The organism is Vibrio sp. IB15 (assembly GCF_016406055.1).
Lineage (GTDB): Bacteria > Pseudomonadota > Gammaproteobacteria > Enterobacterales > Vibrionaceae > Vibrio > Vibrio chagasii.
This window is the reverse complement of sequence record NZ_JAEFCE010000062.1, coordinates 1-15,993: the sequence shown is the minus strand read 5'-3', so window position 1 is coordinate 15,993 and position 15,993 is coordinate 1. Positions and strand designations below refer to the sequence as shown.

Genomic DNA, 15,993 nt, shown 5'->3' with positions numbered 1-15,993 from the left:
TCGTCATAAAAAACAGCATCACCCTTGTTTGACTCTTTTGCCTTGTACAGCACAATGTCCGCTTTCGTCAGCAACTCTTCCACTTCCGTCCCATCATAAGGGTACATAGAGACGCCCGCCGAACACCGAGTCGATACCGTTACACCATTTAGGTCGAAGGATGGATTGAAGACAGCTTGGATTTGCTTAACTTTCTGTTCTGCATCAGAAAGGTCATGAATACCGGGCAAGCAGAAAACAAACTCATCCCCCCAAAAACGAGAGACGACATCATTCTCTCCTAAGATATCTTCAAAACGCTAACCTATCTGCTTTAACAGTTCATCTCCACTCGCATGCCCAAACTGGTCATTAATGCGCTTGAAGTTATCGAGATCGACAAAAACCAATGCCACCAACTTACCCTCAAGTTTTGAGTGAGCAATCGCCCGGCTGACTTGAAGTTCTAGTTCAGAACGATTAGGAAGTGCCGTCAGAGAGTCGTGTTTTGCCATATGTTGCAGTCGACGGCGACTGTTTTAGATTCGGCTAAAATCGTCTGCGATTCTCTGCTCCATCTGAGAGAAGCGAGTTGATATTCTTCGACTGATAAGGGCGCTGATAAAAATACAGCTCATCGTCACCAACACACTCAATATAAGAACAAGACCAAATTCGTTACGCGATTCAGCTAACAACTCATTTTTTCGTTTCTCTATCGAGGCATTAACATTATTCAAATACACGCCAGTGCCGACGATCCAATTCCAATCATCGACCTTTTTGACATAGCTACTTTTAGGCCCGATAACGCCATTTTTATCTGCGGTAACATAATCAACGAATCCACCCTCTTCAGATTTTGCTAGTACATCTTGCTCAAAGCGAATTCCAAGATCATCGTAGACGTTAATCCCTTGTCCGATATTAATTCGATTTGCGTGGAGTAAGCTGTCACCATTTTGTTCAAAAACGAACAGAGAACCATTGTCACCCACGATTACTCTCGACAGTATTTCTAGAATCCTTTGATAACTGGCTCGCTTGACATCATCCAGAGACACGCCAGAACCAAAGTACCAGTCAAAGGGCTCGAATCGGCGAATATAGGTTAATTTCTCATAGTGCGTACTGTCGATATACGGCTTATCTATATCTCTCCCCTCTAGTTCTGGGCGCGGAACGAAATACCGAGAAAAGGCACCATTACTCTGCTTAAGAAGTTCAATCTGTTCTTTGATGACAGCTACACCTTGAGTGTCTGTCGTTTTAAGCTGATTGGTGTTTTCAATTTCTGGGTTAAGAGGATGAACAAGTGACGTGCCCTGCATGTCGTAGGCATAGATGTACTCTTGCTTTTCAGCATAACTCAGCTTTCTGATCTCATTTAAAATCAGTTGTTTAAGCTTATCTTCTGGCAAGTGTTGGTTCGAAGAATAGATATTTTGAGCCGCAGTGTACGCTCTATCTAACCGTCGAGTAATGCGCTTTTTTACTTCATCTTCAACAAGGCGTTGGGTGTGTGTGATTTGCTGAGAAACCTGAAGCACCTGCGCCTCAATGGAGCCTTTTGGGGCAGCAATATAGTCGGTTCGAATTAACTCAACCAACGCCTTAACCTTTTGATTCACACTCTTGAACATCGCCATATTCAAGATGATCGCAGAAAAGATGATGATGGTTATTGGCAAATACTTGGTAAACCAGACCAGTTTTTTGTCATTAATGTGCAACATACGAACTCAACACCAAAGTACGGAGTACTATATAATAACGCTTTTACTGAACACCAAACCATAAAAATATTCTATTAATTTTTATAAAAGTCTTGCCAATACGAATAAAAAGGTTAGTGTTATACACATGTATATCACCATGCAGTTTTAATTATGACCGAATGGAAAGACGACCAACCGATCTTTAGGCAGCTTGCCACTAAGATCAGCGACCAGATTCTGCAAGGTATTTGGCTAGAGCAACAGGCCCTGCCCTCTGTGCGCGCTGTTGCTGCTGATCTTAAAATCAACCACCTTACCGTCATGAAAAGCTACCAGTTACTGGTTGATGAAGGCTTGGTTGAAAAGAAGCGAGGCCAAGGTATGTATGTAGCCGAAGGTGCACTTCAAAAACTGAAAGAGTCCGCACACCAAACTTTCATCAACACACAGATCCCAGCCATCGCTGAGACGCTAGGCATCATTGATATGAGTGTCGAAGAACTCGTGAAACAGCTAGAACAACATATAAAGGACAAGTCATGAGTACTTTACTTTCCGCGAAAAACGTCACTAAAACTTATTCGAATCAAGTGGGTGTAGAGAACATCAGCTTCGAACTAAAACCTGGACAGGTGCTTGGCTTGCTTGGTCATAATGGCGCTGGTAAATCGACTCTCATCAAGTCACTGCTTGGTGGGCATAACTACCAAGGTAAAATCGAAGTCAACGGCTACCACCCAATCCACCAGCATGCAGAGCTCATGCAGCACCTATCTTACATCTCTGATGTGAATGTGCTTCCGGAATGGATGACCATCAAACAACTACTTCGTTACACCGAGGGCGTACACCCGAGTTTCAACCGACAAAAAGCCGAGCAAACTCTGAGTAGCACAAACATCAAACTCTCTTCCACAATCAAACAGCTCTCTAAGGGGATGAAAGTACAAGTTCACCTTGCGATCATCATCGCAACTGACACTCAGGTACTCATCTTGGATGAGCCAACACTTGGCCTAGATTTGATTTACCGAGACACCTTCTACCGCCACCTGTTGGAATGGTTCCACGATGGCGAGCGTGCGATGATCATTGCTAGCCATGAGGTTTCTGAGATCGAACATCTACTGACAGATGTACTTATTCTCAAACAAGGCCGCTGCGTGCTGCAGAAAAGTATGGAAGCGATCGAGAGTGATTACTTCATTATCGAAGTTGCTAACAATCACTCAAGCGACATTCAAAAACTGAAACCACTCACTTCACAACCGGGGCTAGGAACGACTAAATGGTTATTGGAAGGTCAGTACAAACCACAAGTTGAATCACTAGGTAACATCTACAACGTTGGTCTTGCCGACCTATTCCTTGCAACACAGACGGAGAAGGCATAATGCACCCAAGTTTTTACATGCTAGAAAAAGAACTTATCGAGCACAAAATCAATACTCGATTACCTCTATTCGTTGCGTTGTGTGGTTTGTTACTGTTCGTGAGTCTGTTCTTTAATGGCGCGGCACAGCATGAGTTTTTCTTCCAGATGGAAGTTAACGGTGATGTGAGCGACATCCACAGAGAATTCGCACAAGACCTTAACTCAGTGATCTACTTTGGCGCGGGCTTAATTTCACTGCTGCTTTCAACGCTGTATATCCCAAAAACACTGCGTAAAGAGCGCCAAGAAGGCAGCTCAATGTTTTGGAGAAGCATGCCGGTATCGAATGCTCTGACTCACGGTGTGAAGCTAGGCTTTGGTTTAGTGTTGATACCCGCTATCTGCGCCCTATTAGTTCTATTTGCCGATGTTCTATTCTGGATTCTAAACGTATCTAGCGAACAACAACTGGCGCTATTAGTAGAACAGCAATCACTATTTTATGTGCTCACCAATTGGTTGGTATTCTTTGGTCGAATGCTGTTAGTTGCCTTGGTGCTATTACCGTTAGCGACAATGACACTGGCAATCTCGCAACTGGTCAACTCACCATTGCTTGTGATCTTTGTTTCAAGCTTTGCAATCAAATGGCTGGCTATCGCACTGTTCGGTTTCTATGGCATCAATGACTTCTTTTCTGTTATCGCTTCACTACCGATGAAAGTACTTACGGCAAGTAACCCGTTCAGTGCACTCTCTGACGTCTCTGTCTTATCTTTGAGTATTTACGCCTTGCTTGGTATTGGTGGCTATCTACTGAGCCTTAAATTAAACAGAACGGACGATGTAAGCCTAAAGACACTGTTCCAATAACAGGTTACAAAACCTATCGCGTGATAGGTAAATAATGAAATCAAAGCTTCTGAGAAATCGGGAGCTTTTTTATTGCCCGTAATTTTTGTTTGGAGCTTGGGTGTGGAATCGTTGTGCTAAGTAGAAAATATACTAGGTAACAGATTAACTGTGTAAGAGATTTGCTTTGAGAGGTATTAATGAGCTGACATTAAATTGCATTGTTATTAATGCCTGCCAGCTCTTTGAGGGATGATTTCTTTAGCTACCAACCAGATGAAGGTCATTGAGAGTGCTATCGAAATCGGTTTGTTTCATTTAGAAGCCATTGATGGCTGTGATTGAAAGCCTTTCAGCTTTGCAAGTTTTTAGCTTTATTGCTTGATATGTAAAGCTTATTTCTTTGAAGCTTCTTTCGAAGTGTCTTTCCAGTATTGGATACGAACGCGATGAAGCTGTGCTCTTCTCATTTTTTTCATAAGGTATTTTTCCTTTTCATTTAGCTGCTCTTCATGAGCTTTTTTATTGCCAACTATTCGAATCTAACGGTGTTTGATGGCCAGATCAATGATACAAATCACAAAATATAAAGAGTTCTAAGTACCATTTACATCAAAATATGACCTAGATATCAACTGTGGCTCAATTTAATCCAACAAGCCGTTCTACCTATTAAAGGTTAGATCTCTCAGGTGACAAACTCATTTCAGTATCAATACACTTCTATGATACCCATTTAATAGACCGGAACATCGAGGATTTAGTTCCCAAATTATTATACCCTCACCAAACAAAGTGACACTGTAACCCAAATGGGGAGAATTGAGTCTATTTTTTGTTCACAACGGTCTATACGACACATAATTAAAATGGGATTATGTTGATGAGAGGCAACACGATTAACAAAGGATAGGCAGACTTAAATGGACACAACAATCAGTAAAGTGATTTTACAAGGGCACATTGTCGTACCAGACGATGATCTAGAAACAGTTATACAAGCACTGACCATTCATAAGGAGCTGACGTTGGCTGAGCCGGGCTGTATTGTATTTCGTGTTAGCCAAAGCTCACTGCAGCCAAACCGCTTTGAAGTATATGAAGAGTTCACTAACCGTGAAGCGTTTGAGGCCCACCAAAATAGAGTGAAAACCTCTGACTGGGGCAAGATAACTAAGAACGTGACACGCCATTATCAAGTGACTGATGTAACCACACCATCATGACCCAAGCATTGCTCAACCAAATCGCAGCCTTGATCGAACAAGATCCACTGCGAACAAAAATCTTAGAGTGTGTGGCTCAATTAGATCTACCACAATGCTATGTCGCCGCAGGCTTCGTAAGGAATCTAGTTTGGGATCACTTGCATGGCTTTGATAGCCGCTCAACGATATTGATGTGATCTACTTTGATCGCGGTGATTATGGTTACCAATCGGACATAGATTACGAAGCTCAGCTGAAACAGCGGCTACCTGAACTCAACTGGCAAGTTCGTAATCAAGCCAACATGCATACTCGAAACCAAGATAAACCTTATCAAAGTACGCTAGATGCAATGAGTTACTGGCCTGAGAAAGAAACCGCTATCGCAGTAAAGAAAAACTGCCATGGACGTATCGAGTGTATATCGGCTTTTGGTTTAGAGAGCCTGTTCAATTTGAAAATAACGCCAAACCCGAACCGCGGTCGGGACGTATTTGATCAACGAGTCCTATCTAAAAACTGGCTAACTCATTGGCCAAAGTTAACCATTGACCAGAGTTAACTATCACTGACAGCTAACTATCAAACAGCTTCAAAGCTAAAACCATTGACTAATAGCCCAATCAGATCGAACATGCCTCACTTATTAGCTAAACCGCACGCGGTAACAAACGATTCCTTCTTCTCGTCATACTGAGTAACAACCATGAACCAACAATACATGCTGCAAGCACTTGAAGCTTCGCGCCAAGCCCTACCCGATTGTCAACCAAACCCACCAGTGGGATGTGTTTTGGTGAAGAACGACAAAGTAGTGTCTGTTGGTTACACACAAAAGGTTGGTGGGAACCACGCTGAAGTCGAGGCACTGAATCACTATGATGGCGATATGGAAGGCGTAACAGCTTACGTGACATTAGAGCCGTGCTCTTTTGTCGGTAGGACACCAGCTTGTGCTAATACTCTGGTTGAAGCCGGTGTAAAACACGTTGTGGTTGCTATGCTCGATCCAGATCCTCGCAACAACGGCCGCGGTGTAGCAATACTGGATTCGCATGGTGTGAAAGTTGACGTGGGGCTATGCCAAGCACAAGCGAGTGCCTTTTTAACCCCATATCTTGGTAAGTCTTAGTACTCAGCATCTGTGGCGTTTAGCTATTGAGCTAGGCTTATTGAGAACTCGCTACTCAACATCCAGTAAACCAAGGCTAGCCCACGTCTACTCGATAAAGTGGGTTAGCTGGCGCATCAACAAAGTATGCCCAGATATGATCATAAACCGCATGTTGGTTGGGGAATGGCGCTAACGCTTTCGCTTCTTCTAAACTGCACCATCGATACTCAGTGTGCTCGTGGTTTAGTTCTACCGCTTGGTCTGGCGGGCAAAGTACAGCAAAGATTGGGATAAGTTGAATGACATTGACGTTCGCCTCGTAGAACTGCTCCAAAAATTGAGCGTTATACAACTCTTTCGCTTCGATTTTAGTTTCTTCTTCAAATTCACGTACGATTGCCTGCCAACCAGTTTCACCCGCTTCAATCGAGCCTGCAACATGACACCAATAGCCTCCCTTTACGCGTTTCATTAATAGCATTTTCGTTTGTCCGTCGATCTCAGAAAGAGCGACACCAGCCACAATCGAAGTATTGAGTGGAATCATAACGTTACCTTATTTTGAACACGAAGCGAGCAAGCCTAGCACCCTTCCATTAGTAAGTAGTCTTCGATGATGAAAAACGAGAGACCAATCATTAATTTGAATTCCTCCCCAGAGCACTCCAACCTTATGCGAACAATCAAGCTTACTGTATAAAACCACGGTGTGATTTCTTATTTGAGGCGCTTTTAGATAAAGAGTAGAATCGCCTGCCTTATACTGTATTTAAGCTCTCAAAACACAGTAGACACGTAGCCATTTATCACCATCAAGTAAGACGACTATATGCACTCATCAAAACCAACGCACGACTCAGAGACCAACCATACACCTGAGCACTGCTTCACTCGCTTTCAACAGCCGATCGAGTCATATTCGTTGCCTGAGCGCTTCACCTTTCCGTTCTATTACGAACCGCATCCGTTGTGTGAAATTGCGTCTCACCAACTTCAACAATACCTAGAAAACCAAACCGATTGGCAGCACGACTTCGGGCTGGATTCTGACGAAGGTCGCGGCAAGATGTTTGGTGTACTACTAGTAAGAAGCCCTGAAGGTGAACTTGGTTACTTCTCTGCATTCTCAGGGAAAATCGCCGATCAAAACCTACTGCCGCACTTTGTTCCACCGGTATTCGACATGCTGAGCAGTGACAGTTTTTTCCGTCAAGAAACCGCAGATATGATGGCGGTGAACGCCGAATTTAAAGCGCTGCAGGTCAACGCTCAATACCTTGAGTTGTGCGAACAATTGGCACAGAAAAAAGCGCAGGCAGAGCAAGAGATCGAAGCTCAACGCTTGTTGATCATTGAAGGTCGTAAAACGCGTAAAGAGCAACGAGAGCAAGGTAAAGAGAGCCTTGATGAGCAAGCTTTTGAGCAACTAAACCAAGAGTTAAGCAAAGCCAGCGTTGCAGATAAAAACCAACAGAAATACCTGAAGCTCAATTGGGAACAAACCCTAAACGAGCTACAAGGCAAGGTGGATGTATTTACTGCTCAATTGGCTGAACTAAAAGAGCGAAGAGCGCACCTGTCTCATCAACTTCAACACAAGTTGTTTTCACAATACGCTTTCCAAAATGCGGAAGGTAATGTCGAAGACCTTAACCAGATCTTTGAAAACACACCAAATAAAATACCACCGGCAGGCTCTGGTGAATGTGCTGCGCCAAAACTTCTACAATATGCCTATTTGAATGGCTACACGCCATTGGCATTAGCTGAATTTTGGTGGGGCCGCTCTCCGAAATCGGAGATCCGCAAACACAAGAAATACTACGCCTCTTGCCAGAGCAAATGTGTACCGATACTTGGCCATATGATGAAAGGCCTTGAAGTGGATCCAAACCCGTTGTTAGAGAATCCAGCAGAGGGCAAAGAGCTCGATATCCTGTTTCAAGATGAGCATATCGTTGTGGTACATAAGCCAGCAGGGTTCCTTTCAGTACCGGGCAAGACCATCAAAGATTCTGCCTACACTCGCGTTCAGGAAATGCATCCTGATGTGGAAGGGCCGTTCGTGATACACCGCTTAGACATGGCGACCTCTGGCATTCTAATATTCGCCCTGACTCGACGAGCAAATAAAAGCCTGCAGAAGCAGTTCATTACTCGTGAAGTCGAGAAGCGATACGTCGCGATGATTGAAGGCGTTCTGACCGAAGATGAGGGTTATGTTCGATTACCGCTGCGTGGTGACCTGTACGATCGTCCTCGTCAAATTGTCTGCTACGAGCACGGCAAACCTGCAGAAACTAAATGGGAAGTGATTGAACGCAATCAAGACACCACCAAGGTTTATCTGCACCCTAAAACAGGACGCACACACCAGTTACGTGTGCACTGTTCACATGAAGAAGGGCTACATATGCCTATCGTCGGTGATGGATTGTATGGCAACAAAGCTGACCGTCTTCACCTACATGCAGAAAGACTTGCCCTACACCACCCAATTACCAAAGAGTGGATGGAATTCCAATTCGATGCAGAGTTCTAAAGACTCTCATCAATAACAAGTCTTAATGAAAGGAGTCACACTATTTGTGGCTCCTTTTCAGCCACTTCCCCACATTTACGCCCTCGTTTCGCCTACCTCTTTCGGATATATCTCCACGCTTATTGCACTACATCAAGGTTCACCTCATTTTGAGGTGTAGGATGCCCCTCTTCACCTTTCCTTGAGGCCTTTGATATGTCATCAGCTGCTTTGAATCTACATTCCAATACACAAACATCTTCTTTGACTACTGCGCCAGCATCAACAAACGTAAAGCCAATCACAACGAAAAAACCGGATCTGAATTCGGCAATGCTGAATCTCATCGAAGAAGTGAAAAATGAACTCCCGCTCTATGAGTCAGAGACATTCATTTGTGGGCCAAAAGGAAACTGCTCAGGTTGCTCTAAGAAATTGCTAGAGATGGTCGACACAGAATTGATGTACTGGGAACACAGCATCTCAATGGGACAAGGGCCAAACTTCGAAGAACTGCGTCGCTTCGGTAAACTATGCAGCAGCGTAAGACGTGGCTTAGAAAGAAACGGCTTGGTAGAGAAGCGTCCTAGAAGAAGGTAACTAGAAGCAAGTCACTAGCTTAGGTATTAAAACACGATTTAGGGCGTCCTCGATCGTATTTGAGGTCTCGTTATACCTAGCCTTAGCGCATATTAGCTCCACTTACCTCAGTTGGAGTTAACACTATGAAACGGACACATTTACTGTTCACATCCCTACTTTTCCTTTGCAGTTCAGCCATCGCTTCCGGTGTCGGATTCACTCAAGTCACCTTAACTGACAATCCTAATCGCCTGCTAAACACTGCCATTTGGTATCCCGCGAGAGATGCATCAGACACAACCTTAATTGGCGATAACCCCGCCTTTATCGGTACACAAGTCATCAAAGGCGCAGACATTCAATCCGGTACTTTTCCAGTAATACTGCTATCGCACGGCTACCGAGGAAACTGGCGCAATCAAAACTGGTTAGCGACCAAACTTGCGAGTAAAGGCTACATCGTAGCGGCAGCTGATCATCCGGGAACCACCTCTTTCGACCATTCTCCAAAGCAAGCAGCGAAATGGTGGGAAAGACCACGAGATGTATCACGTATTCTGGATTACCTGTTATCTGCCCCACAGTGGAAGCAGTCTGCTAACGCCGACAATGTGACTGCAATCGGGCATTCATTGGGTGGCTGGACAGTAATGCAATTGGCGGGAGCAAGAATCGATAGGCAAACCTTTGAAGCGGATTGTCTCATATACCCTAACCCACGAACTTGTGGACTTGCTGAAGAGCTAGGGCTCGACAAAGTCCAAGCTGCAGAGCCAAACAATAAAGATCTTTCAGATCCAAGAATTCAACGTGTAGTCAGCCTTGATTTAGGGCTTGCTCGCAGCTTTTCAATCGTTAGCTTAAATGCCATTAAAGTACCAACCTTGATACTGGCGGCCGGGGTAGATATAGGAGATCTCCCTCAAGCATTAGAGTCTGGCTATATTGCCGAACATGTACCGCTAAACTCTAGACGCTACAAAGTCTATGAAAAAGCCGCCCATTTCAGCTTCATTCAAGGCTGTAAACCCGGTGCTATAGCCATGCTGAATGAAGAGGTGCCAGGGGATGGTATTATTTGTAAATATGGTATTGGTACATCACGCGACCAGTTACACCAATTGTTCTTCAATGACATCGTTCGCTTTCTAAATTGATAAACAAAAAGCAAACACACTCAATCTAACACTTGTAGCGAACTTCGAAACTCACTCGGAGTTTGCCCAGTTATCCTTGAAAACTCCCTATTGAAGTTAGACTTGGTCTGAAAGCCTGAACTTAGGTAGATCTCTGTTATCGCTTCATCGGTTTGCTTCAGAAGAGTCTTAGCGTGTTCAATCCGATAGGCGTTAATCACCTTCGAAATGTTCTGTTGGTGAGTTTGATTAACCGCAGACGATATCTTGCGAGCAGGAATGCCTAGCTTTCGTGCCAAGCGATTGAGAGACAGGTCAGGATCCTTGAATACTTGGCGCTCTCTCATTAATGCATCGAACTTAGTCATGATCTGAGTAGTTTCTTCAGTTTGGTCGTCATCTAAGCTACTCACTAGTGTAGTCGATGTGTCGACCTCTTCTGGAGAACCTTGTGACATGGCAGGTAAAGCCGGCACTTGCATGGTTTTTTCTTCGGCAGGCGTGCTCATACTGACCACCATCACAGCGGACACAATGGTTGGAATAAGGACAAGGTAGCTAATCGATAAGATCAGATTGGTGTGCTGCGCATCCAACAGCAAGATGTCGAAAGAAAGCGCACTATCAACCAAAGCCGAAAATAGCAGCATTACACCTGCAACTCGTTCAGCTGCCAACACTTTCGATACATCGGTCAGCCGCACTTGTTCCGGCACTCGCAGCGACGACTTCAGCAGCAAGCTACCATATCCGAGATAGAGAAATATCAGCAATACATCAAGAGTTCCCGCCCAGAGTTGCACATAGAAAAGTGAGCAAACTAAAACAGTAATCGGGCCTAGCCAATGTAAATGTTTACTGGATTGACTTCGATGAGCTCCCGAAAAACACAACCAAGCCGCCACAGGAACACAGGCACCAAAAATGGGTTGTAAGAAGCGAAACAACGCAATATCAAACGTCCATCGCAGGCCCACTACCGTCACCATCAACGCACACAGAATGATAAACCAAAATGGCTTTTGACTGGTTTGTGGGTAACGGCATCGAAGCAGCACACCTGTCATCATTAACAACAGCGCAGCGACAAATGGTAAAGGAATGGCAAGCATCAACAGTCCGTTTAAGTTTGAGAAAAGATCACTTCCCCTTCAAGCACTTCATTAGCGAAGCAAGTGAGCGAACCAGTGATACATATTGAATATCAACCTATGGTAAATCATTCCTCTGATAAAAATCTAGATCGAAACCTTGATGGTGTTAAACCAATGATTTTCATAAAGACTTTTCGGAAGCTGTTAACGTCTTCATACCCAACTAAGTAGCTGATTTGTTCTACTGGTTTGTGAGAACTTTCCAGTAGCTCGCACGCGCTTTGAACACGCACGTGTTGAATATAGTTAATCGGAGTCAAGGTCGTCGCTTTGGTAAATTGTCGGATAAAGGTTCTTCGCGTCATGAAGGCTTCCTCCGCCAATTGATCAAGCGTCAAAGGAAGGTGGTGATTCTTTTGAATAAAGCGCTGCACAAAGACAATCTTGTCATTCCCATGAGCGTAGTTAGGCACAAAACTTTGGTAGTAGCGCTGCTCTCTCAACCCCGTATCCAACACCAGATACTTACCCAAATTACGTGTATTAGTCGGCGTTGTGTATTTAGTCAGAATAAACAGAGCCAAATCCATCCACGACATCAAACCACCAGCGGTAATGATGTCATCGTCATCGATCAAGATTTTGTCGACATCAACATCGACCTCAGTATATTGCTCCGAGAATTGTTGTTGTGCTTGCCAATGCGTTGTCACGGTTCGTCCCTGCAACAACCCCGTTTCCGCCAAAATAAACACGCCCGCGCAAGCAGAACACAGTATCGCCCCACGTTGATGAGATTGTACAAGGTAATCCAACAGTCCTTCATCCGGCTCTAAATAGTAGCTGCCATCTAAGTTTGGCGGCACCAAAATGATGTCTGCTTTTGAGTTCTCGATTAATCCATCAACCGATTTAGACCAATCGTCGTAAGGCTTAATTTCAACATGAAACTGAACCTGCTCATTGGAAGGTTCGAGGCTATTAGCCAATTGAAGAAACTCTTTCACTCCAAACACGGCACTTTGCAGAGAGCCTGGATAGTCGATGATTTCGACCATTACTGATTTTGTCACTATTGCCATATAGTCTGTCATTTTTGACGTGCGATAAAAACTACAGAGTATTCATAATATCCCTACACCGCAACACACTAAATACAAAGGTATAGACTATGAAGAACACAGCCCTACTACTTATCGACTTTCAAAACGACTACTTCCCTTCATACGAAGGTGCGAAATGGGCACTCTCTGAAACAGAAAAAGCAGCCGAAAAAGGTGCACAGTTATTATCAGCTTTCAGACATAAGCAACTTCCTGTGGTTCATGTACGTCATGAGTTTCCGACGAATGATGCTCCGTTCTTCTTGCCAGAATCAGACGGAGCTCAAATCCACAGCAGCGTGGCTCCGCGAGAAGGTGAGCCTGTCATCGTAAAACATCAAATCAACAGCTTTAGAGATACAGAACTGAACAAAGTGCTAAAAGAGCAAGGCGTTGAAAAACTGATCATCGTTGGCGCAATGAGCCACATGTGTATTGATGCCGTGACTCGTGCAGCAACCGATTTAGGCTATGAATGCCACGTAGCGCATGATGCTTGCACAACCTTAGACATGGAGTTCAATGGCGTTAAGGTTCCAGCAGCGCATGTCCATGCCGCATTCATGGCTGCACTGAGCTTTGGTTATTGCAATGTCGCGACAGCAAACGAGCTTAAGAACCTGCTTAAATAAAGCTCAAAATCAAAAGCCAGCTTCTGAACAATTCTTGTAGATACAAAAAAGGCGCCTATTACGGCGCCTTCTCATTAAAATCTATTTTTACTAAGCTTGAGCCACTTGACGTGCAGGGTGTTTAATAAACACAGCGACGACAGCCACGATAGCCAATGCAAAACAGTAGTACGAGTTAGAAACGATCTCTAACGGCGATAGGTTAAATACAGAACCTAGTAGCAATACCTGTGCACCATAAGGCAACACACCTTGAATCACACAAGAGAAGATATCCAATAAGCTCGCCGAGCGACGTGGAGATACATCGTTCTCTTCTGCTAATTGACGAGCAACACTACCAGAGACAATGATCGCTACTGTGTTATTTGCCGTGCACATGTTCACCATAGACACCAAACCAGCAATACCCAACTCACTTGCGCGGCCGTTCGCTTGCTTAGAATGTGAAGAGCCGAATGCACGAATCATGCTACTTACTAGGTTAGTCAAGAAAGCTAGACCACCTTGGCGACGCATCAGCTCACTCAAACCACCGATCAGCATCGACAGTAAGAAAATTTCCTGCATGTTGCCAAAGCCAGCATAGATATCTTGCGCGTAATCGGTTAAACCATAGTTCTCCAGAGAACCTAAGCTAACGCCACCCGCCAGTAAGATACCGATGGTTAGCACAACAAACACGTTCATACCTGATACTGCAAGAATCAAGATAGTGATGTAAGGTAATACTTTAAGCCACTCAATAGGACCCGTTTCAGGCACTTGAGTCGCAGTGCTGTTAAAAGCGAAGATAACAATCGCGATAAGTGCAGCAGGAAGTGCGATACGGATGTTCTCTTTAAACTTGTCTCTCATCTCACAGCCTTGCGAGCGCGTTGCAGCAATCGTGGTATCAGAGATGATAGAAAGGTTGTCACCAAACATCGCGCCACTTAAAACAACGCCTGCTGTCAGTGGAATGCTCATGCCTGCTGAATCAGCAATGCCCAGTGCTACAGGGGCTACCGCAGCAATGGTGCCCATCGAAGTACCCATTGCTGTTGCGATGAAAGCAGAAATTAGGAAGATACCCGGTAGGATCATGCTCGTTGGGATTGCCGACAAACCAAGGTTTACCGTCGCATCCACACCACCAGAAGCCTTAGCAACCGCCGCAAAAGCACCTGCCAATAGGTAGATCATACACATTGCGATAATGTCTTTGTGACCTACTCCACTCAAGAACTGTTCGATAGCACGGTTCAATTTATCTTTGCTCAACAGCAGCGCCAACATCACAGCAGGTAGAGCCGCAATCGGAGCTGGAAGCTGATAGAAAGCAAAATCGACGCCTTGCAACGACAAGTAGGTACCTACGCCAATAAACAGCGCTAGGAACACGATCAGAGGGATAAGCGCTACTGCCGAAGGGGCAATAACCGCATTAGAATTTTTTGAATTGGACATGGAACGACAACACTATAGAACAGGAAGGAGAGCAGACTAATGTCACACTTAGGACTTGTCAACGTCTAGACGTCTAAACGCCCAATATAATGCAAAGTAATAAGAACTCTATTGAACATCACATAATAGAAAAGGCTATTTACTCACCAGTAAATAGCCTTTCTAGAACAAATTGCTCATACTTGAAGTAGAGTTTTAGAGACCTGCTTTCTTAATCAATAGAGCTTGTAAATAACTTAGTGCTTTGGTTTGAAAGTCACTTGGTACTCTCCGATACCATCATAAGCAACGGTTGTTAGCTCATTGAAGTCAAGCTCAACCACACCACAGTAAGACCCTGTAATGATTGCCTCACCCGCTTCAAAACTGACTCCACGCTTGGTCATCGTATCGATCAACCAGTAAACGGGATTTTGAGCTAATACGTTAGGGTGGGTGCCAGAAAATGCCTGTACTTTTTCAGCTTGAGTTATAGCCACTTCGACCTTGGCAGCAGAAAACGCTTTATCTTTCTCTATCTCAGGACCAAGAAACAAGCCTTGGTTTGCCAAGCAATCGGCTAAAACCTCGTAAAACTCCGCTCCACTGTCATCAGCAAAGCGAGATTGAATTAACTCAAGTGCCATATGGCAAGATCCAATGGCATCATTGACTTGTGCTTCGCTGTAGCCATTTGAGTTTGCAGGCAAAGGCTTAGCCAGTACAAAAGCGATTTCTGGCTCTACTCGGGCTACCTCTTTACCTGGCACTGAACCTGTGTCTGCGAACAATTCACAAATTTCACCTTGCTGCACGTTGTCAGCGAAAATAGGCGCTACGATAAATTTGTTTTCTGCAAGAGGTAACAGACATTTCCAGCCCCCCACTTTATCTGTGCGAATTTCAATCATGGATTCTTGAATAGCTAACGCATCATCTAAACTGGTTGGGCGATATGGTTCGATTAATCTTGGCGCTTTAGTTCCCGCTGTGCGACGGCTTAATAACTCTTTAGCCGCATGCTCAAATACACTTGTCATAATATACCGTTTAATTTAGAACGATTAGAAATAGGCTTGGGCAATGGCACCACTCATGCGATGGTTGCACCATAAAGTGTTCAAAGGCCTATTGTCACATGTCCCGCAAGTGAACACATACCGCTAAGTCAATATATTAAAAGAAAAGCCAGCACCTTGAACTGACCCCCAATAGTTGGACACCAATTATTGGGGGTCTTTTTATGTCCAA

At 44.3% G+C, this 15,993-nt stretch carries 15 protein-coding genes and 2 pseudogenes; 10 read left to right on the top strand and 7 right to left on the bottom strand.

Going from position 1 to position 15,993, the window contains the following annotated elements; all coding sequences use genetic code 11:
* Positions 1-26: 26 nt before the first annotated feature.
* Together JC606_RS23430 and JC606_RS19070 are read right to left on the bottom strand one after the other, a co-directional pair.
* Positions 27-494, bottom strand: a pseudogene (locus JC606_RS23430) (diguanylate cyclase domain-containing protein); the annotation flags it as partial.
* 24 nt (positions 495-518) lie between these two features.
* Positions 519-1,715: a cache domain-containing protein gene (locus JC606_RS19070; RefSeq protein WP_198779197.1), complete on the bottom strand. Its 1,197-nt coding sequence runs from the start codon at positions 1,713-1,715 to the stop codon at positions 519-521.
* 153 nt (positions 1,716-1,868) lie between these two features.
* On the opposite strand from JC606_RS19070, the gene JC606_RS19065 reads away from it, so the two are divergent.
* The 6 genes and pseudogenes from JC606_RS19065 (at position 1,869) to JC606_RS19040 (ending at position 6,264) form a co-directional block, all read left to right on the top strand.
* Entirely contained in the window at positions 1,869-2,240 is a 372-nt protein-coding gene (locus JC606_RS19065; protein WP_004740059.1) for a GntR family transcriptional regulator, read from the top strand.
* Positions 2,237-3,091, top strand: coding sequence for an ABC transporter ATP-binding protein (locus tag JC606_RS19060; protein ID WP_198779196.1), 855 nt, complete (start codon positions 2,237-2,239; stop codon positions 3,089-3,091). The genes JC606_RS19065 and JC606_RS19060 overlap by 4 nt, the downstream gene beginning before the upstream one ends.
* Entirely contained in the window at positions 3,091-3,945 is an 855-nt protein-coding gene (locus JC606_RS19055; protein WP_137407034.1) for a hypothetical protein, read from the top strand. The genes JC606_RS19060 and JC606_RS19055 overlap by 1 nt, the downstream gene beginning before the upstream one ends.
* Positions 3,946-4,859: 914 nt before the next feature.
* A complete protein-coding gene (locus JC606_RS19050) occupies positions 4,860-5,150 on the top strand; it encodes a putative quinol monooxygenase (protein WP_105024215.1) in 291 nt (96 codons plus the stop codon).
* Positions 5,147-5,694, top strand: a pseudogene (locus JC606_RS19045) (nucleotidyltransferase family protein). The gene JC606_RS19050 and the pseudogene JC606_RS19045 overlap by 4 nt, the downstream one beginning before the upstream one ends.
* A 144-nt stretch (positions 5,695-5,838) precedes the next feature.
* Complete coding sequence (locus JC606_RS19040) at positions 5,839-6,264, top strand: bifunctional diaminohydroxyphosphoribosylaminopyrimidine deaminase/5-amino-6-(5-phosphoribosylamino)uracil reductase RibD (RefSeq protein WP_198779195.1); 426 nt, start codon at positions 5,839-5,841, stop codon at positions 6,262-6,264.
* 76 nt (positions 6,265-6,340) lie between these two features.
* Here JC606_RS19040 and JC606_RS19035 read toward each other — a convergent pair whose 3' ends face one another.
* Positions 6,341-6,793, bottom strand: a complete 453-nt coding sequence (locus tag JC606_RS19035; RefSeq protein WP_137407031.1) for an NUDIX hydrolase — start codon at positions 6,791-6,793, stop codon at positions 6,341-6,343.
* A gap of 282 nt (positions 6,794-7,075) precedes the next feature.
* Between JC606_RS19035 and JC606_RS19030 the strand changes: the two genes are divergently transcribed.
* The 3 genes from JC606_RS19030 to JC606_RS19020 all read left to right on the top strand — a co-directional run bounded on the left by JC606_RS19030 (position 7,076) and on the right by JC606_RS19020 (position 10,506).
* The gene (locus tag JC606_RS19030) at positions 7,076-8,788 is read left to right on the top strand and encodes an RluA family pseudouridine synthase (protein WP_198779194.1); all 1,713 of its coding nucleotides are present in this window, start codon (positions 7,076-7,078) and stop codon (positions 8,786-8,788) included.
* Between the two features lie 195 nt (positions 8,789-8,983).
* A complete protein-coding gene (locus tag JC606_RS19025; RefSeq protein WP_137407029.1) occupies positions 8,984-9,367 on the top strand; it encodes a hypothetical protein in 384 nt (127 codons plus the stop codon).
* Positions 9,368-9,492: 125 nt separating this feature from the next.
* Positions 9,493-10,506 (top strand): alpha/beta hydrolase family protein, encoded by a 1,014-nt coding sequence (locus JC606_RS19020; RefSeq protein WP_137407028.1) that lies wholly within the window; start codon positions 9,493-9,495, stop codon positions 10,504-10,506.
* 20 nt (positions 10,507-10,526) lie between these two features.
* On the opposite strand, the gene JC606_RS19015 is transcribed toward JC606_RS19020, so the two are convergent.
* Both JC606_RS19015 and JC606_RS19010 read right to left on the bottom strand, forming a co-directional pair.
* Positions 10,527-11,597: a helix-turn-helix domain-containing protein gene (locus tag JC606_RS19015; RefSeq protein ID WP_137407027.1), complete on the bottom strand. Its 1,071-nt coding sequence runs from the start codon at positions 11,595-11,597 to the stop codon at positions 10,527-10,529.
* Positions 11,598-11,704: 107 nt separating this feature from the next.
* The gene (locus JC606_RS19010; RefSeq protein WP_137407026.1) at positions 11,705-12,661 is read right to left on the bottom strand and encodes a GlxA family transcriptional regulator; all 957 of its coding nucleotides are present in this window, start codon (positions 12,659-12,661) and stop codon (positions 11,705-11,707) included.
* Positions 12,662-12,750: 89 nt separating this feature from the next.
* Between JC606_RS19010 and JC606_RS19005 the strand changes: the two genes are divergently transcribed.
* A complete protein-coding gene (locus JC606_RS19005; RefSeq protein WP_137407025.1) occupies positions 12,751-13,314 on the top strand; it encodes a cysteine hydrolase family protein in 564 nt (187 codons plus the stop codon).
* A 90-nt stretch (positions 13,315-13,404) separates the two neighbouring features.
* Here the strand turns inward: JC606_RS19005 and JC606_RS19000 are convergent, their stop codons facing one another.
* Both JC606_RS19000 and JC606_RS18995 read right to left on the bottom strand, forming a co-directional pair.
* Positions 13,405-14,763, bottom strand: a complete 1,359-nt coding sequence (locus JC606_RS19000; protein ID WP_137407024.1) for a Na+/H+ antiporter NhaC family protein — start codon at positions 14,761-14,763, stop codon at positions 13,405-13,407.
* Between the two features lie 236 nt (positions 14,764-14,999).
* Entirely contained in the window at positions 15,000-15,782 is a 783-nt protein-coding gene (locus tag JC606_RS18995) for a 2-keto-4-pentenoate hydratase (protein WP_137407023.1), read from the bottom strand.
* Positions 15,783-15,993: the final 211 nt, after the last annotated feature.